The organism is Streptomyces prunicolor NBRC 13075 (assembly GCF_000367365.1).
GTDB classification, from domain to species: Bacteria; Actinomycetota; Actinomycetes; order Streptomycetales; family Streptomycetaceae; genus Streptomyces; species Streptomyces prunicolor.
The window spans coordinates 303,919-323,695 of record NZ_BARF01000014.1; the positions used below are offsets into that span (position 1 = coordinate 303,919).

A 19,777-nucleotide genomic window follows, 5' to 3' on the forward strand; every position below is an offset into this window, starting at 1 on the left:
GGGACGAGAGGATGTCGAAACGAGACGAACGGTGAGGGACATGGCGGGCGGAACAGCGATCGGGCGCCGGTTGACGGTGCAGGGATGGTTCTTCCTGGCGCTGTCGCTCATGGTGCTGCTGGTGGTGATCGGCACGGCGATCGGCGCGAACCTGCTGAGCCAGACCGCCCGGGTCACCGACGATCTGCTGCTGCGGGTCCAGCCCTCCCAGACCGAGGCGTACCGACTGCAGGCTGCCCTGGTCAACCAGGAGACCGGCATCCGCGGCTACGCGATCGCCGCCGACAAGCAGTTCCTCGCGCCCTACGTCAGTGGCCAGCAGGACGAGGCCCGCGCGGCCGCCCGGCTGCGCGGACTGCTCCGCGACCGGCCCGAACTGCTCGCCGATCTGAGCGCGGTGGAGCGCGGCGCAGCCGCCTGGCGGAAGGACTACGCCGAGCCCCTCGCCGCCGCCGTCACCCCCGGCCGGCCGCACGCCGTCGACCAGGACACCGTGGACAGCGGCAAGCACGAGTTCGACCACCTGCGCACCCTCTGGGCGAAGCAGAACGCCGACCTCGCGAAAGCCGTGAAGGAGGGCCGCGCCCACCTCGCCCACCAGCGGACCGTACGCGACACCGTCCTCAGCGCCATGGTCGCCGGCTTCCTGCTGACCGGCATCGTCCTGGCCGTCCTCGTACGACTGCTCGTGACCCGGCCCCTGGAGGCGCTGAGCAAGGCGTCGGAACAAGTCGCGGGCGGCGACTTCGCGCACCGCATCACCGGGGACGGCCCGGTCGACCTCACCGCGGTGGCCGGAGCCGTCGAGGGCATGCGCAGACGGATCGTCGCCGAACTCGACGCCTCCCGCGACCAGGAGGTGATACTGAGCCGACAGGCCGCCGAGCTGGACGCCCAGGCCGTCGAACTGCGCCGGTCCAACGCCGAGTTGGAGCAGTTCGCCTACGTCGCCTCGCACGATCTGCAGGAGCCGCTGCGCAAGGTCGCCTCGTTCTGCCAGCTCCTGGAGAAACGCTACGGCGACAAGCTCGACGACCGCGGCGTGCAGTACATCGACTTCGCCGTCGACGGCGCCAAGCGCATGCAGGTCCTCATCAACGACCTGCTCACCTTCTCCCGCGTCGGACGCCTCGACGACACCCGGGAGAAGGTCGGTCTCGGCCCGGCGCTGGACAAGGCGCTGCGGAACCTCGCGGCGGCCGTCGAGGAGTCCGACGCCCGGATCGACCGGCCCGAGACCCTGCCCGAGATCGTCGGCGACCCGACACTGCTGACGATGCTCTGGCAGAACCTCGTGGGCAACGCCCTGAAGTTCCGCCACCCGGACCGCGCCCCGCACGTGACCGTCACCTGCGACCCCGACCCGGAGAACCCCGGCATGTGGCGCGTGTGCGTCACCGACAACGGCATCGGCATTCCCGAGGAGTTCACCGACAAGGTCTTCGTCATCTTCCAACGGCTGCACAGCCGCGACGCCTACGGCGGCACCGGCATCGGACTCGCCCTCTGCAAGAAGATCGTCGAACACCACGGCGGCCGGATCTGGATCGACACCCGGGCCGACGAGGGCACCCGCTTCTGCTTCACGCTCCCGTCCGCCGACGAAGTCGACGAATCCGCCGAAGGCATCGAAGCCACCGAGACCGCCGAGACCGCCGAGACCGCTGAGCCCGGCGACGGGACCGGTACTTCCCCCTCCACAGACGAGAAGGCCCTGACATGACCCTCCCTGACGCGACCCCGATCGACGTCCTTCTGGTAGAGGACGATCCGGGCGACGAACTGATGACCCGGGAAGCCTTCGAGGACAACAAGATCGGCAACACCCTGCACGTCGTCCGGGACGGCGAGGAGGCCCTCGACTTCCTCTACAAGCGCGGCGAGCACACCGACGCCCCGCAGCCCGACCTGATCCTCCTCGACCTCAACCTGCCGAAGTACGACGGCCGGCAGGTCCTGGAGCAGATCAAGTCCGACCCGGAGCTCGTACACATCCCCGTCGTCGTCCTGACCACCTCCTCGGCCGAGGAGGACATCCTGCGCAGCTACAAACTGCACGCCAACGCCTATGTCACCAAGCCGGTCGACCTCGACCAGTTCATCGCCGCGGTCCGGCAGATCGACGACTTCTTCGTACAGGTCGTCCGGCTGCCCCACCGCTTCGGCTGAGGGGCTAGGGTCGTTCGTAAGGAGTGACGAATCCGGTGTCGAGTTGGTGAGGGCCATGGTGTCGGAGGACGACCGTGCCGACGAGATCACCGGCGTGTTCCTGCACCGGCTGCCGGAGGACACCTGGTGGTGGTCGGACGAGATGTTCCGGCTGCTCGGCCACGACCCCGACGCCGTCACGCCCACCGCCAAGCTGCTGCGCGGCCACGTCCACAGCGAGGACCAGGCCCGGCTCGACAGCGCCCTGGAACACGGCAGGACCACCGGTCTCCCCTTCAGCTGTTATATCCGTGTGGTCGGCACGCCGGACGAGGAACGCAGTGTCGTCCTGGTCGGCGACGGCCGCACCGGAGACGACGGCGAGGTGGTGGTGCTGCGTGGCTTCGCCGTCGACGTGACGACGTCGGTACGGCAGGAGGCACGGCGTACCGCCGACTCCGACATCGACCGGGCCCGCGCCTCGCAGGAGGACATCGACCTCGCGCGCGGTGTGCTCATGGCCCTCTACGGCATCGACGCGGACATCGCGATGCGCGTCCTGCGCCGCCACTCCCAGTACGCCAACGTCAAACTCCGCACGCTGGCCCAGTCCGTGCGCGAGGCCGCGCCCACGGCACCCGGCCGGCCCCAGCACGACCTGCACCAACGGATCTCGGCGGTGCTCTACCCCGACCGCGACTGAGCGGGCGTCCGAGCTCCCGGAGAGGTCGGCCGCTTGGGTGTCGCAATCTCGGGTAGGCCAACCCCATGAGCGGCGAATCACCACACTGCCGACTTCCCTGAGGTTCCGAACGCGTGGCACCGCACGGGGAGGCGGACCGGAAACCGGCGCGGGCGGACGGCACGGACGCCGACGCGGGCCGGATCGCCGATGCCGTGGACGGACTGGCCGAGCTGTGGACCACGGCGGCGGCCGAGGCGTCCGTACGGCTCTCCCCGCATCAACTGCGCGCGCTGCACGCCCTCCAGGCCACACCGGGCGCGAATCTGACCATGCTCGCGGAACGACTCGACGCGGGCCTGCCCACGGTGAGCCGGCTCTGCGACCGGTTGGAGGCGGCCGGCCTGCTGCTCAGGGACGCGGCACCGCACAACCGCCGGGAAATACAACTGAGCCTCACCGCACACGGACGCGACGTGCTCGCCGAGGTGGCCGACCTCAGGTCCCGGGCGCTGACCGAGGTCGTACGCGGTATGGAACCGGACGACCGCGCGGCCCTGGAGCGCGGCCTGCGGGCGTTCGTCGAGGCGCGACGGGTTCGGGCGCCCGGCGAGAGTGGTTGATCACGGCGTCGCGGGGTCGCGTCCGTTCCAGTCCAGGCAGACCACGGCGGCGTCGGCGGTCAGGTCAGTGCTCCCGAAGTGCTCGACCAGGCTCGTCACCACCGAGCGCGCGACCTCCTGCGGAGCCTGCGTCGTCGCCGCGTCGAGCGCCCGGCGCAGCGCCTCCTCGCCGAACAGGGCACCCTCCGGTGAACGGGCCCCGTGCACGCCGGTGCTCACCGTCACGAGCCGGTCCCCGGGTCGTACGGTGAAGATCTGCTCCTCGTAGGCGGTCTCCTCGAACATGCCGAGGGGGAGCTGTGCCTCCAGTTCGATCTGCTGCACCGTGTCGCCGCGGCGGCGGTACAGGCGGGGCGAGCCCGCGTCGACGGCGTGGACCGTGCCCGTCGCGAGGTCGAAGCGGAGCAGCAGGGTCGAGGCGTACACCTTGCCGCCGAACTGGGCGTACACGGCCTGGTCGGCAAGGCGGGCCTGGTCGGCGAGGCCGACGCCGGCCCGGCGGCCGTTGCGCAGGGCACCCACCGTGACGCTGGTGAGCAGGGAGGCGTCGATGCCGCGGCCCATGCCGTCGGTGACCGTCAGGGTGAGCCGGCTGCCGTCGGTGCTCCAGTCGAAGTTGTCGCCGCCGACGGTGTACGCGGGTTCCAGATGGGCGCCGATCACGAACTCCGGGCGCCCGCAGCCGCGCCCCGGCAGGAGCTGCCACTGCATCTCGGCGGCGAGCGTGAGCCGTCGGGTACGGCGGGCCAGGAGGTACAGGTCGGTGTCGCGTTCCGCCGTGGCGATCTCGTGGCCCAGCGCGGTCGCGAACTCGGCGAGCGCGCGCACCCCGGCGGTGTCGGCACCGGCGGCGGGCAGCCGGGCGGAGAGGACACCGAGCCGGTCGCCGCGCACGGTGACCGGGACGTGCACGCCGGCCGTCCCGTCCTGAGACGGTTCGACGACGGGCGTCTGTACGGTGAACGCCCGTCCCGCCGGGCCGTCGTAGGCGGACAGTGGTTCGTTGGTGCCCGGCGGCGGGGCGACCGGACGCAGTACGCGCAGGCCGTAGTCGGCGAGGAGGAGGGTGACGTCCCGGGCTCCGGCGCGGTCACCGAGCAGGCGGCGGGCCGTCTCCACCAGAGCGTTGGGCGCGGCCGACCGCAACTCGCTCTCCACAGAGGGGAACGGCTCAGAGGTGCTCACGGCGTTCACCCTTCCGGCTCAGTGTCTTCACACTAGCGTCACGCCGGTGGGTGCGGGGTGCGACGGTCACCGCCCGCGCCAGTCCAGGCACACCACCAAGGCGTCGTCGTCCGGAGTCGGCGTGCCGCGATGGCCGGTCAGCTCGCGCAGCACGGCCCGCGGCACCTCGGCGGCGGGCAGCAGCCGCGTGTGCTGGATCGCCTGCGCCAGCGCCGCGTCCCCGTACGCCTCACCCTTGGGCGAGGCCACGGCGTACACCCCGTCGCTGACGAAGAGGAGCCGGTCCCCGGGCTCGATCCGGAAGTCCTGCTCGACGTAGTCGGTCTCCTCGAACATGCCCAGCGGCAGTTGCGCGTCGAAGGCGATCCGCTCCACCACCCCGTCGCGCAGCCGCAACGTCTGCGGCGACCCGGCGTCCACCACCCGGGCCCGCCCGGTGGTGAGCTCGAAGTCGAACATCAACACGGACATGTGGCTACGGCCCCGGTAGTGCGCGTACACGGCCTGGTCCGCGAGGGCCGCCTGGTCGGCGAGGGGGATGCCCGCCCGGCGTGCGTTGCGCAGGGCGTTGACCGCGAGGTTCGTCAGGAGCGATGCCTCTATGCCCTCGCCCATGCCGTTCGAGACGTAGAGCGTGAGGTGGTCGGCCGTGGCGGACCAGTCGAAGTTGTCCCCGTGGATCGCGTACGCGGGCTCCAGCTGCGCGCCCAGGTCGAACTCGGAGCGGGAGCACGAGCGGCCGGGCAGTAGCTGCCACTGCATCTCCGCCGCCAGCGTGAGCCGGTCCTTGCGCCGGGCCCGCAGATACAGGTCGGTGTCGCGCTCGGCGACCAGCACCTCGTGCCCCAACACCTCGGCCAGCTCGGCCAGTTCGGGCAGGCACTCGCGCGCGTGGTCGCCGCCGGGCAGCGTCACCGAGAGCACGCCGAGACGGTCCCCGCGCACGCTGATCGGCAGGTGGACGCGCACGCTGCCGTCGCCGAGGTTGCCCTCCACGAACGGTTCCTGGGCACCGAACGCCCGGCCCGCCGGGGTGTTGTGCACGGAGACCGGCGGCAGGGCGTGCGGCAGTTCGGTCACGGGCTGCAGCACGGTCAGGCCGTAGTCGGCCATGAGCAGATCCACGGAGTCCGCCGCGTAGTGCCGACCCAGCAACTGCCCGACGACGTCGGGCAGTTCGTGGGGAGCCGCGGTACGCAGCGCCCGCTCGACAGCCATGAATCTGTTCACGATCGTAGGTATGCCAATCTCTCACCCGAGGCACGCGTCGCCCGCTCTGCGGTGGGCCGTACGGCCCTCGCGCCGCGTGTCGTCTCGTCCATCCGTGTCCGTTGCGCGTGCCTAGTAGGCTGGGGCCCGTCCCTGTGCCTGCGAGAGTGTGACCGTGACGTCCTTCCACCCCCGCCCCGAACCCGACGAGGTCGCGCGCGTCACCTCTACGGCCGCGGAACTGCTGGAAGTCCTGTGGGGGCGTGCCTCGACGGCGCCCGCGTCCGCCTCGCAGCTGCGGGTCCTGTTCATCCTGGAACACCACGAGGGCATCAACCTGCGCACCCTCGCCGACCACCTCGCCTCGACCCCGCCGTCGACCAGCCGGCTGTGCGACCGTCTGCAGGCCGCCGGGTTCGTCGACCGCGAGGTGAGCCCCACGGACCGGCGCGAGGTGCGCCTGTACCTCAGCAGCCTGGGGCGGTCCTTCTTGTCGGACCTGCGGGCCCGGCGCGAGGAGGCGCTCGGGGCGGTGCTGGCGCAGATGCCGGCCGCCGGGCGCAGCGCGCTGCTCACCGGCCTTGAGGCGTTCTGCGCGGTGGCCGCGGAGCAGATACACGACCACGGCGGCTCCTCCGGCAGCCGTACTGCCTGACCGAGCCGCCCGACAGCCGCCCGGTCGGCGGCTGTCTGCTGTTCGTGGCCGGTGCACGGAGTGGCCCCCGCCGACCGGGACATCCCAGATCCTTCCCCCTGCTGCGACAACACCCGCTACTTTCTTGCCTCATGGCCATAGTTGTCAAACGGCAAGTTTCGCGGTTGGCGGTGCCGACGTGCGGTCGAGCGGGGGAAGTTCGGTGCAGGTTGGGGGCCGGTCAGCCGAGTTCGGCGCCCTTCGCGGCCGCCTCGGACTCGGAGTGCGCGTCACTGGTGGCAAGCGTGCCGCCGGCGCTCTCCAGGTGCGCCCGCACGAACCACTGGAACTGCTCCAGGTCGCGCAGCTGCCCGATCAGCAGGTCCTCGGTGGCGGGGTCGATGTCGCCCGCCTCCTTGATCCCGGCGCGGACGTCCTCGATCAACCCCGTGTAGACGAGGTTGAGCGCGCCGAGGTGGGCGATGGCGTCGGCCCGGCCGATCGAGTAGTCGTCCCAGGTGCGCTCGGCGACCAGCGTGCCCGGGGTGCCCGGCGCGACTCCGCCCAGTGCGGCGATGCGCTCGGCCACGTCGTCGGCCATCTCGCGCACCCGGTCGACCTGCGGGTCGATCATCTCGTGCACGGCGATGAAGTGCGGCCCGACGACGTTCCAGTGCACGTGCTTCAACGTCAGGTGGAGATCGTTCAGCGAGTGGAGCCGCAGCCGCAGCACGCCGATCAGCCGGCCCGCGGCCTCGCGCTGGATGCCGGGAACGGTGTACTTCGGGGTCAGGTCCTTGATCTCCTCGGTCATGGTTCACCTCAGGTCATTCGGTAGGGCGTGCGGTTCCTTACCTGGTCACGGGTGCCCCGGTGCGGCGAGGTCAGACATCCCGTCCTTGAGCGATACGTCACGATTGGCCCGAGTGCCCTCCGCCGGGCAGCAGATCCTGGATCTTCGCCTTGAACCCCTGCCTGAGCACGGCGGCGCGATCGCTGTCGCCCTTGAGCACGGAGGACGCGGCGGCCTCGATCTGCTCCAGGGTGGAGTGCGGCGGGATCGGCGGTACGGCGGGGTCGGTCACGAAGTCCAGCACGCACGGCCGGTCGGCGGCCAGCGCGCTCTCCCAGGCGCCGGTCACCTCGTCCGGCTTCTCCACCCGGATGCCGGTCAGGCCGAGAGAGCGGGCGAAGTCGGCGTAGGCGACGTCCGGGATCGACTGCGAGGGCAGGAACTGCGGTGCGCCCTCCAGGCCGCGCATCTCCCAAGTCACCTGATTCAGATCCCGGTTGTTGAGCACGGCGACGATGAGCCGCGGATCGGCCCATTCCTGCCAGTACTTGGCGACGGTGATCAGCTCGGCCATGCCGTTCATCTGCATCGCCCCGTCCCCGACGAGCGCGATGGCCGGCCGGTCACCGTGCGCGAACTTCGCACCGATGGCATACGGCACCCCCGCACCCATCGAGGCGAGCGTCCCCGACAGCGAGCCGCGCATCGCACCCCTCAACTTCAGGTGCCGGGCATACCAGTTGGCGGCCGAACCGGAGTCGGCGGACAGGATCACGTCGTCCGGGAGCAGACCACTGAGCGCGTGCACGACGTACTCGGGGTTGACCGGATCGGCCTCTACGGCGGCCCGCCGCTCCATGACCTCCCACCAACGGGCCACATTGGCCTCGATCTTGACCCGCCACGCCGGATCCTCCATCTGCTCCAGCAACGGCAGCAGCCGACGCAGCGTGGCGGCGGCGTCACCGACCAGGTTCACCTCGAAGGGATAGCGCATCCCCACCATGTGCGGATCGATGTCGATCTGCACGGCCCGCGCCTTCCCGAACTTCGGCAGGAACTGCGAGTAGGGGAACGACGACCCGATCACCAGCAGCGAGTCGCACTCGCGCATCATCTCGTACGACGGCCGGGTGCCCAACAGCCCGATCGCGCCCGTGACATAGGGAAGATCGTCGTCCAACGCGTCCTTGCCGAGCAGGGCTTTGGCGACCCCGGCACCGAGCCGGTCGGCGACCGCCTTCACCTCCGCACGGGCACCCCGCGCACCCTGCCCGATCAAGATGGCTGTCTTTCCACCGGAGTTGAGCACATCGGCGGCCCGCCGCAGGTCGTCGTCGTCCGGCACCGTCGTGTAGTGCGGCATGCCCGGACTGGACGGCACCATCTTGAAGGCGTGCTCGGGCGGGGCGTAGGGGAGGTCCTGGACGTCGGCCGGGATGATCACGGCGGTCACCGTGCGGCGGGCCATGGCGGTGCGCAGTGCCCGGTCGAGGACGTTCGGCAACTGCTCCGGGACGGTGACCATTTCACAGAAGTCGGAGGCGACGTCCTTGTAGGGGCTCAGCAGATCGACCTCCTGCTGGTAACTGCCGCCCAGGGCACTGCGGTTGGTCTGCCCGACGATCGCGACGACGGGCACGTGGTCGAGCTTCGCGTCGTAGAGGCCGTTGAGGAGATGGATGGCGCCGGGTCCCGAAGTGGCCACGCAGACACCGGCCTTGCCGGAGAACTTGGCGTACCCGACGGCCTCGAACGCGGCCATCTCCTCGTGCCGTGCCTGGACGAAACGGGGGTTGTCGTCCGCGCGGCCCCAGGCGGCGAGCAGGCCGTTGATGCCGTCGCCCGGGTAGGCGAAGACGTGGGTGACGTCCCACTCGCGCAATCGCTGGAGGAGGTGGTCCGAGACCTTGGTGACCATGGGCGGGGGTCCTTCCGATGGGGGTGTCCGTCCGGTACGGACCTTCGGGTACCCCGGAAGTCGCTCCGACGACATGCCGCGGGCCGGAAGCCCTCGGCCTCCGGCCCGTTGTGCGGCTCTGTCCCTCCGACTCGTCAGTCGTCGCCTCTGACGATGTTGCCCTCGGTGAGCATGTGCGGAGGTGGTGTCACGCTGTTGTCCTCGACGGGTGGGATGCAGGTGCGTACGGCCTTCCCGCTACGGCGACGGGCCTTCGCCCAACCGGTCTCGGGCGGCAGACGCAGTTCTTCCTTCTTGACGGTGCGCGCGGTCACAGCGCTTCAACTTCTCTCTCTGTGTGGAATGTGTGGTCCCTTGAGCCAACCGTTCGGGTCCCCTCCGGGCACGGAATCAAACGCCGCCGGGCGGACTCGGATCGCGGACCGTGGCGATCAACTCCGGGCGAACTCAAGAAGATCGGCGTTGAATCGCTCGGCGAATTTCGGCACCATCGCCAGGCCGTGCGGAGCGCCCGGATACACCTTGTAGATCGCGTCCTTGACGAGCTTCGAAGATTTGTCGCCGGAGGCCACGATGGGAACGATCTGGTCGTCGTCGCCGTGCACGATCAATGTGGGGACGTCGATCTTCTTGAGGTCTTCGGTGAGATCGGTCTCGGAGAATGCCTTGACGCAGTCATAAGCGCCCTTGATCCCCACGGTCATGCTCCAGAGCCAGAACGCGTCACGGGTTCCCTGGGTGACGGTCGAGTCGTCCCGGTTGGCGCCGTAGAACGAGGCGCTGAGATCTTTGTAGAACTGCGAACGGTCCGCCGCCACACCATTGCGGATGTCGTCGAAGACGTCGATCGGCAGCCCTTCCGGATTCGCGTCGGTCTTGAGCATGAGCGGCGGGATCGCCCCGAGCAGGACGGCCTTGGCGACCCGGCCGGAGCCGTGCCGGCCGATGTAGCGGGTGACCTCACCGCCGCCGGTCGAGTGCCCGACCAGGATCACGTCATGCAGATCCAGAGCCTCGATGACCGACGCCAGGTCGTCGGCGTACGTGTCGAGGTTGTTGCCCTCCCAGGGCTGACCGGAACGCCCGCCCCCACGCCGGTCGTGGGCCACGGCCCGGAAGCCGTTGTCGGCCATCAACTTCAGTTGGGGATCCCACGCGTCGGCGGTCAGCGGCCAACCGTGGGAGAAGACGACGGGCTGCCCCGCGCCCCAGTCCTTGTAGAAGATCTGTGTGCCGTCCGAGCTGGTGGCGAAGGGCATGGCGTGTTCCTCCAGAAATGAGCGAACTGTTTGAGTACGTCACACGAAGATTCGACGACGGCAATGGGGTCAGCGGCGAGAGGCGACCGGAATGAGCACGTCGACCACAACACTCTAGGCGAGGCGAGGAACTTCCGCGTGTCGAGCGAATTCCTGGCCGCTTCCACCGTAACGCGGGGGTTGGGCGAAAAACGTCAGACCGCAGTTCGATCTTTCGCGCTCGCGCGATGGCTACCGTTTCGGCCATGCCAGAACTGACAGCACGGAACGTCGGCCCGTCCGGAATCGAGATCGCCTACGAATGTTTCGGTGACCCCGGGTCGCCGCCGGTCCTCCTGATCATGGGAGCGGGCGCTCAGATGATCAATTGGCCGGAGGAATTCTGCCAGGCGCTGGTCGACCGGGGTCTGCACGTGATCCGCTTCGACACCCGCGACGCCGGCCGCTCGACCCACTTCCCCGACGCACCCGTACCGGATTTCGCGGCGGCCCTGGCCGGCGACTTCTCCACGGCGTCGTACACGCTCTCCGACCTGGCGGCCGACGCCGTGGGCCTGCTCGACGCACTCGGCATCACCGGGGCACACCTCGTCGGCTCGTCGATGGGCGGGATGATCGCCCAGATGATCGCGATCGAGTACCCGGAGCGGGTCCGCTCGCTCACCTCGATGATGTCCACGACCGGCGAGCGGGGCGTGGGGGAGGCCGACTTCTCCCTGTTCGCCGAACTGGGAGCACCGCCGCAGGACCGGGAGGCCTTCGTCGAGTGGCAGGTGCGTGCCCTGCGGCTCGCCGCGTCCCCGGGCTTCGCGTTCGACGCGGTCGCGGCGGCCGAGCGGGCCGGACGTGTCTTCGACCGGGGCTACGACGCCCTCGGCATCCAGCGCCAGGGCCTCGCGGTGGTGGCCACGGGCGACCGTACCGAACGGCTGCGGTCACTGCGGGTGCCCGCACTGGTGGTGCACGGCGCCGCCGACCTCGTGTGCGACGTGAGCGGCGGTCGCGCCACGGCCGCCGCCGTTCCGGGCGCCGACCTGCTGATCCGGGAGGGAATGGGCCACAGCCTCCCGCGCGAACTGTGGCCCGAACTCACCGACCGCATCGGCGAGTTCATCCACCACGCCGAGACGGTCACCGCCTGACCGTCTGCGCCTGACCGCTTTGCCGCTAACCCCGGCTCGTGTCGCCGCGTGCCCACTGGGCGGCTCTGACTGTTCCCTCCCTGATGTCCTGCTGGGGGAGTTGAAGGCCGAGTGAGACCTCCAGCGCGTGGAAGTACAGCTCGAAGTCGTCGATCAGTTCGGGGTGGTCCAGTTCGGCGCGGCGCAAAGCCCGGTTGAGGAAGTCGAGTTGGCCGCCCCGGTAGTAGGGGGCTCGGCCCCGCTGGTACCAGATCAACTCCAGCGTGCCCCGGCCGTCGTCGACGCGGTGGCCGTCGCGGGTGTAGGCGAAGGAGTAGAGACCCTTCGCGGAGGTGGCGGTCAGCCGCAGGGTCTCCGTGACTCCGAGTCGGGCGAGAGCCGTGCTGTCGGCCCGGATGCCGGGTGGTGTCTCGTGGTACATCAGAAACGCCCAGCCGCCCGCCTCCCCGAAGCAGAAGGTCTGCCAGTCGGTCTCCCAGCGTTCGAGGCCGGACTCGTCCCTGTTGCGCAGATCCAACAGCCGTGTCCCGGCGGTGACTTGTTCCGGGTCGGCTCCGTGGAGCAGGGCGATCTGCTCGGCGCTGACGCCCTCGCCGCGGAAGAAGGCGAGGGTGGTGCAGGGGTCCTGGTCGCGCCATCCGCGGACGATCCAGGCGAAGCGCTCCAGGGGGTCACGTCCACACGGCCGCGTCGTCCGCGTACGGTGCATGTCGGCTACGGCGCTCATGCCGCCGTCGCGGAATCTGCTTCCCCACGCGGGGTTGATCCGGTCCAGCAACTCGGCCTGCCCGCTGACCAGATTGACGGCGGGACCGCGGCCGGGGGAGTGGGTCACGATGTGTTCGGCGAGATCATGGACCGCTTGCTCCGCGACGAAGTACAGCACCTGGTCGTGGTCCTGGGTGGCGAAGACCTCCCGGTGGGTGTCCCGGTAACCGCGTACGGTGCTGTCCTCGTCCAGGACGAGGAAGAGGCCACTGGGATCGACTGCACCGTGCCTGTGCTGGTCCCGCGATGTGCGGACGGGCGGGAACATCACGTCGTCGAGCAGGTCGGAGCCCGCCGCTGTGGTGTGCCACGCGCGTCTGAGTGCGGCCTCCGTTGTCTGCATGGGCGTCAGTATGCAAGGGACCACTCTTGCGATCGCCGTCGGGTGTCTCTTCAAGTGGCGGGACAGGCACGGTAGTTGGGTCCCTGGGGGCGGACTCCGGCAGGCAGCAATGATGTGCCACCCAGGTACCGGAGTTGGCCCGTGGCAGGGAAATGCGTTGGACAACTCACCGGCAGGCGGCGACCGTTGGCGGAATGCGACAGGAGAAGATCTGGGACGCCGATGCCGCCCAGCGGTACGACACCCCCGGCACCGGCATGTTCGTGCCCGGCACGCTGGAGCCGACCGTGGACCGCCTCGCACAGCTCGCGGGGGATGGAGCGGCGCTTGAATTCGCCATCGGGACCGGCCGGGTCGCCGTCCCGCTCGCCGAGCGTGGAGTCCCGGTCACCGGCGTCGAGTTGTCGGTGCCGATGGTGGAGCAACTGCGCACCAAGGCCGACGAAGCGACGATCCCCGTGATCATCGGTGACATGGCGACCACCGTCGCCCCCGGCACGTACAGCCTGGTCTATCTCGTCTACAACACGATCTCGAACCTGCTCACCCAGGCCGAGCAGGTCGAGTGTTTCCGCAACGCCGCCCGTCATCTCACGCCCGGCGGACGGTTCGTGATCGAGCTCTGGGTACCGGAGCTGCGCAAACTCCCGCCGGGGCAGAAGGCGACCGTCTGGCGGACCGACTCCGACTACATCGGCCTGGACACCTACGACGTCCTGCGCCAGCACGTCGTGTCGCACCACTTCCGGTACGACGAGACCGAGCAGGCGCGGCTGTACCGCAGCCCTCACCGGTACATCTGGCCGACCGAACTCGACCTCATGGCCCAGCTGGCCGGGTTCGAGCTGGAGTGCAGGCACGGGGACTGGTCCGGCGCCGACTTCACCGCCGAGTCGCGCAATCACGTTTCCGTCTACCGGGTGCCGACGACGCCGTAGCCGCCTCAACCGGGCGGATGGGTAAGGCACTTACGGCATCTGTGTCCCACCGGCTGCGTCGTCCGGGGTGTCCGCCAAGGGGATGCGGGCGGTGATGCGTTTGCCGACGGATTCGCGCTGAGCCTCGAAGCCTCGCGCCACGGCCCGTACGATCTCCAGGCCGTGCTGGCCGACCCGTTGGGCGTCGGCGGCACGGGCGACCGGCAGCACCGGGTCGGAGTCCCACACCTCCACCTCGACCAGGGAATCGACGATCCGCAGATCCATCAACACCGGACCGGGCGCGTACTTACGGGCGTTGGTGACCAGCTCGCTCACCACCAACTGCGTGAGATCCATGGCACGGGCCGACACCGGCAGCCCGTACTCGACCTGCGCCCGGGCCAGGAAGGTCGCGGCCAGCCGACGGGCCTCGGCGATGCACGAGCCGTCGCCGTCCAACGCCACGGTGGACCGAAGGGCCGGGGCCTGCGGTGCTGGGTCGTCGTCCTCCGATGAATCTGGTTGCATCCGGATCGTTTCACCGCCTTCCGCGTTCCCGCGCGTACCCCGTGAAGCGATGCGCACTCCGTCAATCTCCGTCGGCTCCACCGGACACAAGCATCAACCGTACGATGCGGGGCAGCACTTCGGATGAAAATCCTGATCCGTAACGCTCACCGACCTGTGTATGAGGACAGATGGCGCACACCGAACAAGCGGGACAGCCGGGACGGTTGTCGGTCAGGACCGACGTCGTCGACGGAACCTTGATCGTGGCTGCTTCCGGAGAGATCGACCAGCAGACAGGCGGCACACTGAGGGAGGCGCTGGAGCCACCGGAGGGCGCCGCACCGCGCATTGTCATCGACCTGCGCCACGTCACCTTCATGGACTCCAGCGGCATCAACATTCTCATCGCCGTACACACCGCTCTCGCCGAAGCGGGCGGCTGGCTGCGCCTGGCCGGGGCCGCCGCACCCGTGCTGCGCGTCATCCAACTCGTGGGTATCGACGGCTTCATCGAATGCCGTCCGACGGTCCAACAGGCCCTTGAGAGCTGACTGTTGCGGTGACCGTGAAATTTGCTGTGGGGTGGTCGCGGCGCGGTGATGGACAGTGCGCGTGACGGAGATCCTGGAGTTCCCGGCCCTGCTGGGTGCTCTGCGGGAGTTCGGTCGGAGCTACTCTCCTACGCCCCGCTCGTGATCGCGGCGAGTTCCTGATCGAGCGCCGGAGCGATACCGCCGACGTCGCGGCCGACGCGCCGCCGTACCCTCCGTACGAAGTCCGCGGTGTCCGCGACGGGCAGCCACACGCGTGCGACGGACGGGGAGCCTAGGGCCACCTCGACGCCCGCGAGCGGGTCCGGCACAGGTCGTACCGTGATGTCTCCGTCGCCGGCCGGGCGCATCAGGCCCAGCGCGAGCAGCTCCCAGGCGAAGGTCCAGGTGACCTCCATGCCGTCGGGACCGACCAACACCAGCCGCACCGCAAGGCAGTCGTCCGGCCGGTACACCAACTCCGCGGGGACGACGGCCCCTTCGTCTTCCGCCAGCACCACGAACCCGGTCATGCCGACCCTCAGGGGATTTCCGCCCGAGTGCTTCCTCACAGCACCAACTCCGGTTCCCCGGAAGCGGAGTTCGGCGCGATCACATCAGGCCTCCCCGTTCTCGTCGGCACGCGCTCGCATCGAGAGGGGAGGGGCACGACGAGACTCCTCGCACAGGAAGAAGGCAGACCTGCCTGCCGAAGCACTGGACTGCGCTCGCTTGTGCCCCGTCCGTACGGTCCGAAACAGATCAGCCTCGGTCGCGCGGAGCCGTCCACCCTCCAGGCGGTCAGACGCGTTCGGGAACCGGGCCGTGGCGCACGCCGACCGTTGACGTGGGTGCGGGGCCTGTTCGCCGGTCGTACGGATCGGCGAACAGGCCCCGCAGTGTTGCTAGTTGTTAGTTACGACGGCCCGCCGGGCCGTGGCTGACCGAGTCCTGGTCCCCTGTGCCGGAGGTCGGCCCGGAGCTGTCGGAACCCGCGCTGGTGCCGGGCTTGGGCTCCTGGGTGCGGTCGGCGTTGCCTGGCCACCACGCGGCGTGGCCGATCAGGGCGGTGAGGCTCGGTGTGAAGAACATCGCCATCACGAAGGCGGCGACGGCGATGCCGAAGGAGACGGCGAAACCCATCTCCGTGAGCAGCGCGTTGCCCGCCAGCATCATCGTCGCGAAGGTCGCCGCGAGGATGAAACCGGCCGCGGCCACGGTGGGCCCCGCGTGCCGTAGCGCCATGCTCGCCGCCTCGCGCGGATCGCGGCCCTCGCGGGCCTCCTCGCGGAGCCGGGCGATCATGAGGATGTTGTAGTCCGTGCCGATGGCGACCACGAAGAGATACATGATCACCGGGAGCATGAACATCAGCCCCGGGTGTCCCTGCGCGTCCTGGAAGATCCAGACGGTCGCCCCGAGGGTGGCGCCGAAGCCGAGACCCACCGAGGCGATCAGGTACCACGGCGCCACCACGCTGCGCAGCAGCAGCCCCAGGATCAGCATGATCAGCAGGGCGGCGACGGGGAAGACGGTCCGGTAGTCGTGGTTGACCGCCGCGTTGATGTCCTTGTAGATCGAGGACATACCGCCGACCAGGGCCTCGGTGCCGTCCGGCGCGGTGGAGTGCGCGACGTCGCGCACCCGGCCCACGGTGTCGATCGCCTTCTCCGTGGACGCCTCGTACTTCAGCGTGACGGTGAAGTCCGCCGTGGTGCCGCCCTGGTTGACCTGGCTCATACGGGCGCTCGCGACGCCGTCCACGGCCCCGAGCTTCTCGGCGTAGGAGGTGAACTCGGTCTTGTCGAGAGGCTTGCCGTCGGTGCTGGAGAGATAGACGTCGGTGGGGGCCGCGGCGCCCGCCGAGTACGCCTTCTGCATCTCGTCCTGGACGACCATCGACTCCTTGGTCTTGGGCATGGAACCCGAGGCCAGGTCGAAGGTGGCCTTGTAGCCGAGGGTGCCCAACGACAGCGCGATGAGAACGAGGCCCGAGAGCGCGGCCGTCAGCGCGGGCCGGCGCTGCACACCGCGGCCGAGAGCCGCGAACCGGGCGTTCTCCGGCTCCCGTTGCCAGGACTTGGAGGGCCAGAAGACCTTCGGCCCGATCAGCGACACCACGGCCGGGATCAGGGTCAGGCCCGCGATCAGGGTGACGGTGACCGAGATGGCCAGCGCCGGACCCATTTGCTTGAGGAAGCCCAGCGTGGACAGCACCAGCGCGAGGAACGCGATGATGACCGCGCCGGCCGCCGAGGCGATGGCCTCGCCGACCCGGGCGACCGCGTTGACCATGGCCTGCTTGGGCTCGTCACCCGCCCGCAGACGTTCCCGGTAGCGGAACATCAGGAACAGGAAGTAGTCCGTGCCCACGCCGAACAGCACGACGATCAGGATCGACGAGACGGAACTGTTGGCCTGGAGGCCGAACAGTTTGGTGGCGTACGCGATCAGCCCATTGGCGATGGACGCCACCACGCCGATCAGGACCAACGGGAGCACGGCGAGGATCGGCGCGCGGAAGATGATCAGCAGGGTCACCAGGATGATGAGGAACGTCCCGATGCCGATCAGCGCCTCGCCGCGCTTCGAGGAGTCCTGCTGGTCGAGGGCCTGCGCGGCGGAACCGCCGAGCTTCACTTCGAGGTCAGTGCCCTTGGCCAGCTGTTTGACGTCGTCGCGCAACACCTTCGCGGCGTCCGCCTGCACGGGCTGACCGGCCTTCTTGCTGTCCATCTGGACCAGGGTCATGGTGTACCTGCCGTCCTTGGACGGCTGGCCGGGGACCACCTTCTGCACCTGGTCGATGTCCTTCTTGCCCAGCTCGGTCGTGATCCGGGCGACATCCTGTTTGTCGGCGGCGGTGAGCTTCCCGCCGTCGGTGCGCTGGTACAGCGCGATCGCGGACGGGGTGAACGCGCTGGGGAACGCCTTCACCTGGAGATCCGCCGCTTTGATGGACTCGTAACTCTTGGGCAGGAAACTGCTCTCGTCACTGTTGGAGGGCAGGCCGGGCGCGGTGGCGACAATCGCCACCGCCGCGATCAGCCAGGCCACGATCGTCCAGACGGGGTGTCTGACAACTCCAGTGCCTATACGTCGAAACATGCGGGAGGTCCTCCTGGGAAGGAAGATCACCGCAGCCCGGGGAGCGGACCCCGGCATCGGCGACCCCGACCGGTCCTCACCCGTGGGCCGGTCGAACGGTTGTCTTTCGTCTTGTCCTATCGGTCACGCGTGAAGATTCATAACACACGCATAGTCGCGGCACAGGTCCGCACGAACGGGTGGTTGTCTGTGACCCGTCCTCCTCCACCACGTTGTGCCGCGGGGCGGCGCGCTCGCCGCCTGTGGAGACCGCCGACCCGGCGGGTGCGAGGAGAGGAAATCATGGGAGCAGCGAATTGGTCCACGGCTTTTGGAGCCGCGGGGTTGGCCCTCGTGGCCGTCACGGCATCGGCCACCGCCCAGGGACAGACGCCGCACGCACGCCTGGCCGGACGTGTCGTCCTCACCAACACGGACAACGGCCGGACGGTGCCCGCGAGTTCGGGTGGCGATGTCGAGATCCGGCTCACCCACTCCCGCGAGCGCGGACTCACCTACACCTGGACCGCTCCGGAGTCCGGTAACTCGGCGGTGCTCGGGCACGCTTCCGACGCCACGTACCCGTCCGGAGACGCCACGGCCGTCTTCCACGCGGCATCCGCCGGCGCCGCCATCGTCACCGCACAACGCCGCTGCGTCCCCGACCCCGGCAACCTCTGCCCCCTGCTCGTCGAGACCTGGAAGGTGACGATCGAGGTGAAGTGACCCGGTGGCCCGTCGGCCGGGACCTCGGTGTCGGTAGGGTGCTTCCGGAGGTGGTCAAGTGGCCGACACTGTGCGGGAGTTGAGCGAGTCGCCGGAATCCACGACCGTGGTGGTCATCGGTGCGGGTCCGGCCGGCCTGACCGTCGCGAACCTGTTGCGGCGCAGCGGGATCGACTGTGTCGTCCTGGAGCGGCAGACCCGCGAGTATGTGGCCCAGCGCCAGCGGGCAGGCATCGTCGAGACCCGCGCCGTCCGGATGTTCGACTCCTGGGGGCTGGCCGACCGCGTACTGGGCGGTGTCCCGCACGACGGCATCCTGGAGCTCCGGGTCGACGGCGAGACCCATCTGGTGAACGACTACGACGGCTCCGAGGGCCCCACGGCCCGCCTCTGCCCCCAGCAGATGCTGGTCCAGAAGCTCACCGCCGCGTACCTGGAGGACGGCGGAGACCTGCGCTTCGAGGCCGCGGACGTCTCCCTGCACGACCTGACCGACGATCGCCCCACCGTCCGCTACCGCACCGCGGACGGTGGCCTCCGTGCGATCACCTGCTCTTTCGTCGCGGGCTGCGACGGCGACCACGGCATCAGCCGCACGGCCGTTCCGGACGGTGCCCTCACGCCGTACGCCTTCGATCACGGGATCGGCTGGCTGACGGTCATGGCCGACGCGCCGCCGCCCGCCCACCCGCTCCTGGCCGTCAGCCCGCAGGGCTTCGCGGCCCACTTCCCGCGCGGCCCGTACGCCAGCCGCTACTACCTTCAGTGCCCGCCGGACGATCGCCCCGACGCGTGGTCCGACGCCCGCGTCTGGGACGCGCTGCGCACCCGGCTCGGCGACCCGGCCCTCGTCTCCGGCCCGATCACCGACCGCGAGATCTTCCGGCTCCGCAGCCTGGTCCACGACCCGATGCAGTACGGCCGCCTCTTCCTGGTCGGCGACGCCGCGCACATCGTCTCGCCGATGGGCGGCAAGGGGATGAACCTCGCTCTCTACGACGCCGATCTCCTCGCCCGAGCCGTACGGGACGCCGTCCATGACGGTGACGACACGGCCCTGCGCAGCTACTCGCAGCGGTGTCTGCGCCGGGTCTGGAGCGACCAGGAGTTCTCGCACTGGATGACCCGGATGCTCCACGACGCAGGTGACGCCACCAACTCCGGTCCCTTTCACCGGAGTCTGGCCCGCGCCCGGCTCGACCGGCTCTTCACGTCACCCGGCGCGGCCGGCGCCTTCTCCGAACTCATGACGGGGATGGACTTCGGAGAGGACGCCGGGCCGCAACCGCGTTGACCT

At 69.4% G+C, this 19,777-nt stretch carries 20 protein-coding genes; 10 read left to right on the plus strand and 10 right to left on the minus strand.

Features of this window, described 5'->3' with window-relative positions; all coding sequences use genetic code 11:
- The first annotated feature begins 40 nt into the window (after positions 1–40).
- The 4 genes from SPR02S_RS55310 to SPR02S_RS07195 all read left to right on the plus strand — a co-directional run bounded on the left by SPR02S_RS55310 (position 41) and on the right by SPR02S_RS07195 (position 3,453).
- Positions 41–1,723: a sensor histidine kinase gene (locus tag SPR02S_RS55310; protein WP_019056263.1), complete on the plus strand. Its 1,683-nt coding sequence runs from the start codon at positions 41–43 to the stop codon at positions 1,721–1,723.
- Positions 1,720–2,169 carry a response regulator gene (locus SPR02S_RS07185; protein ID WP_019056264.1) on the plus strand — a complete coding sequence of 150 codons (450 nt, stop codon included), beginning with the start codon at positions 1,720–1,722 and terminating at the stop codon, positions 2,167–2,169. The genes SPR02S_RS55310 and SPR02S_RS07185 overlap by 4 nt, the downstream gene beginning before the upstream one ends.
- Positions 2,170–2,224: 55 nt before the next feature.
- The gene (locus SPR02S_RS55315) at positions 2,225–2,851 is read left to right on the plus strand and encodes a PAS and ANTAR domain-containing protein (protein ID WP_019056265.1); all 627 of its coding nucleotides are present in this window, start codon (positions 2,225–2,227) and stop codon (positions 2,849–2,851) included.
- Between the two features lie 113 nt (positions 2,852–2,964).
- A complete protein-coding gene (locus tag SPR02S_RS07195) occupies positions 2,965–3,453 on the plus strand; it encodes a MarR family winged helix-turn-helix transcriptional regulator (protein WP_019056266.1) in 489 nt (162 codons plus the stop codon).
- Here the strand turns inward: SPR02S_RS07195 and SPR02S_RS07200 are convergent, their stop codons facing one another.
- Both SPR02S_RS07200 and SPR02S_RS07205 read right to left on the minus strand, forming a co-directional pair.
- Positions 3,454–4,647, minus strand: a complete 1,194-nt coding sequence (locus tag SPR02S_RS07200) for a PP2C family protein-serine/threonine phosphatase (protein ID WP_019056267.1) — start codon at positions 4,645–4,647, stop codon at positions 3,454–3,456.
- Between the two features lie 57 nt (positions 4,648–4,704).
- Positions 4,705–5,856 (minus strand): PP2C family protein-serine/threonine phosphatase, encoded by a 1,152-nt coding sequence (locus SPR02S_RS07205; RefSeq protein WP_019056268.1) that lies wholly within the window; start codon positions 5,854–5,856, stop codon positions 4,705–4,707.
- A gap of 160 nt (positions 5,857–6,016) precedes the next feature.
- Here SPR02S_RS07205 and SPR02S_RS07210 point away from each other — a divergent pair, with 160 nt between their 5' ends.
- On the plus strand, positions 6,017–6,502 hold the full coding sequence (locus SPR02S_RS07210; protein ID WP_019056269.1) for a MarR family transcriptional regulator: 486 nt from the start codon (positions 6,017–6,019) through the stop codon (positions 6,500–6,502).
- A gap of 220 nt (positions 6,503–6,722) precedes the next feature.
- On the opposite strand, the gene SPR02S_RS07215 is transcribed toward SPR02S_RS07210, so the two are convergent.
- The 4 genes from SPR02S_RS07215 to SPR02S_RS07230 all read right to left on the minus strand — a co-directional run bounded on the left by SPR02S_RS07215 (position 6,723) and on the right by SPR02S_RS07230 (position 10,454).
- Positions 6,723–7,295 (minus strand): Dps family protein, encoded by a 573-nt coding sequence (locus SPR02S_RS07215; RefSeq protein ID WP_019056270.1) that lies wholly within the window; start codon positions 7,293–7,295, stop codon positions 6,723–6,725.
- A 97-nt stretch (positions 7,296–7,392) separates the two neighbouring features.
- A complete protein-coding gene (locus SPR02S_RS07220) occupies positions 7,393–9,195 on the minus strand; it encodes a thiamine pyrophosphate-requiring protein (RefSeq protein WP_019056271.1) in 1,803 nt (600 codons plus the stop codon).
- Between the two features lie 134 nt (positions 9,196–9,329).
- Positions 9,330–9,509 (minus strand): hypothetical protein, encoded by a 180-nt coding sequence (locus SPR02S_RS07225; protein WP_019056272.1) that lies wholly within the window; start codon positions 9,507–9,509, stop codon positions 9,330–9,332.
- A 117-nt stretch (positions 9,510–9,626) separates the two neighbouring features.
- Positions 9,627–10,454 carry an alpha/beta fold hydrolase gene (locus SPR02S_RS07230; RefSeq protein WP_019056273.1) on the minus strand — a complete coding sequence of 276 codons (828 nt, stop codon included), beginning with the start codon at positions 10,452–10,454 and terminating at the stop codon, positions 9,627–9,629.
- 245 nt (positions 10,455–10,699) lie between these two features.
- Here SPR02S_RS07230 and SPR02S_RS07235 point away from each other — a divergent pair, with 245 nt between their 5' ends.
- Positions 10,700–11,596: an alpha/beta fold hydrolase gene (locus tag SPR02S_RS07235; RefSeq protein ID WP_019056274.1), complete on the plus strand. Its 897-nt coding sequence runs from the start codon at positions 10,700–10,702 to the stop codon at positions 11,594–11,596.
- 25 nt (positions 11,597–11,621) lie between these two features.
- Here the strand turns inward: SPR02S_RS07235 and SPR02S_RS07240 are convergent, their stop codons facing one another.
- Entirely contained in the window at positions 11,622–12,707 is a 1,086-nt protein-coding gene (locus SPR02S_RS07240; RefSeq protein WP_019056275.1) for a hypothetical protein, read from the minus strand.
- 194 nt (positions 12,708–12,901) lie between these two features.
- On the opposite strand from SPR02S_RS07240, the gene SPR02S_RS07245 reads away from it, so the two are divergent.
- On the plus strand, positions 12,902–13,645 hold the full coding sequence (locus tag SPR02S_RS07245) for a class I SAM-dependent methyltransferase (RefSeq protein WP_019056276.1): 744 nt from the start codon (positions 12,902–12,904) through the stop codon (positions 13,643–13,645).
- Positions 13,646–13,675: 30 nt separating this feature from the next.
- Here SPR02S_RS07245 and SPR02S_RS07250 read toward each other — a convergent pair whose 3' ends face one another.
- Positions 13,676–14,155: an ATP-binding protein gene (locus SPR02S_RS07250; protein ID WP_052346933.1), complete on the minus strand. Its 480-nt coding sequence runs from the start codon at positions 14,153–14,155 to the stop codon at positions 13,676–13,678.
- A gap of 170 nt (positions 14,156–14,325) precedes the next feature.
- On the opposite strand from SPR02S_RS07250, the gene SPR02S_RS07255 reads away from it, so the two are divergent.
- Positions 14,326–14,688 (plus strand): STAS domain-containing protein, encoded by a 363-nt coding sequence (locus tag SPR02S_RS07255; protein WP_019056278.1) that lies wholly within the window; start codon positions 14,326–14,328, stop codon positions 14,686–14,688.
- Between the two features lie 128 nt (positions 14,689–14,816).
- Here SPR02S_RS07255 and SPR02S_RS07260 read toward each other — a convergent pair whose 3' ends face one another.
- Together SPR02S_RS07260 and SPR02S_RS07265 are read right to left on the minus strand one after the other, a co-directional pair.
- On the minus strand, positions 14,817–15,200 hold the full coding sequence (locus SPR02S_RS07260; protein WP_019056279.1) for an SsgA family sporulation/cell division regulator: 384 nt from the start codon (positions 15,198–15,200) through the stop codon (positions 14,817–14,819).
- A 379-nt stretch (positions 15,201–15,579) separates the two neighbouring features.
- Positions 15,580–17,775, minus strand: coding sequence for an MMPL family transporter (locus SPR02S_RS07265; RefSeq protein ID WP_026150307.1), 2,196 nt, complete (start codon positions 17,773–17,775; stop codon positions 15,580–15,582).
- Between the two features lie 282 nt (positions 17,776–18,057).
- Between SPR02S_RS07265 and SPR02S_RS07270 the strand changes: the two genes are divergently transcribed.
- Complete coding sequence (locus tag SPR02S_RS07270) at positions 18,058–18,480, plus strand: hypothetical protein (protein ID WP_158697786.1); 423 nt, start codon at positions 18,058–18,060, stop codon at positions 18,478–18,480.
- Between the two features lie 58 nt (positions 18,481–18,538).
- Complete coding sequence (locus SPR02S_RS55320; protein ID WP_019056282.1) at positions 18,539–19,774, plus strand: 4-hydroxybenzoate 3-monooxygenase; 1,236 nt, start codon at positions 18,539–18,541, stop codon at positions 19,772–19,774.
- Positions 19,775–19,777: the final 3 nt, after the last annotated feature.

Bases quoted from the DNA above. Each gene is read 5' to 3' on its own strand.
- SPR02S_RS07185 (WP_019056264.1), top strand. From the start codon at position 1,720: ATGACCCTCCCTGACGCGACCCCGATCGACGTCCTTCTGGTAGAGGAC.
- SPR02S_RS07230 (WP_019056273.1), bottom strand. From the start codon at position 10,454: ATGCCCTTCGCCACCAGCTCGGACGGCACACAGATCTTCTACAAGGAC.
- SPR02S_RS07255 (WP_019056278.1), top strand. From the start codon at position 14,326: ATGGCGCACACCGAACAAGCGGGACAGCCGGGACGGTTGTCGGTCAGG.
- SPR02S_RS07215 (WP_019056270.1), bottom strand. From the start codon at position 7,295: ATGACCGAGGAGATCAAGGACCTGACCCCGAAGTACACCGTTCCCGGC.
- SPR02S_RS07220 (WP_019056271.1), bottom strand. From the start codon at position 9,195: ATGGTCACCAAGGTCTCGGACCACCTCCTCCAGCGATTGCGCGAGTGG.
- SPR02S_RS07205 (WP_019056268.1), bottom strand. From the start codon at position 5,856: ATGGCTGTCGAGCGGGCGCTGCGTACCGCGGCTCCCCACGAACTGCCC.
- SPR02S_RS55310 (WP_019056263.1), top strand. From the start codon at position 41: ATGGCGGGCGGAACAGCGATCGGGCGCCGGTTGACGGTGCAGGGATGG.
- SPR02S_RS07270 (WP_158697786.1), top strand. From the start codon at position 18,058: ATGGGAGCAGCGAATTGGTCCACGGCTTTTGGAGCCGCGGGGTTGGCC.
- SPR02S_RS07265 (WP_026150307.1), bottom strand. From the start codon at position 17,775: ATGTTTCGACGTATAGGCACTGGAGTTGTCAGACACCCCGTCTGGACG.
- SPR02S_RS07235 (WP_019056274.1), top strand. From the start codon at position 10,700: ATGCCAGAACTGACAGCACGGAACGTCGGCCCGTCCGGAATCGAGATC.
- SPR02S_RS07260 (WP_019056279.1), bottom strand. From the start codon at position 15,200: ATGACCGGGTTCGTGGTGCTGGCGGAAGACGAAGGGGCCGTCGTCCCC.
- SPR02S_RS07250 (WP_052346933.1), bottom strand. From the start codon at position 14,155: ATGCAACCAGATTCATCGGAGGACGACGACCCAGCACCGCAGGCCCCG.
- SPR02S_RS07240 (WP_019056275.1), bottom strand. From the start codon at position 12,707: ATGCAGACAACGGAGGCCGCACTCAGACGCGCGTGGCACACCACAGCG.
- SPR02S_RS07245 (WP_019056276.1), top strand. From the start codon at position 12,902: ATGCGACAGGAGAAGATCTGGGACGCCGATGCCGCCCAGCGGTACGAC.
- SPR02S_RS55315 (WP_019056265.1), top strand. From the start codon at position 2,225: ATGGTGTCGGAGGACGACCGTGCCGACGAGATCACCGGCGTGTTCCTG.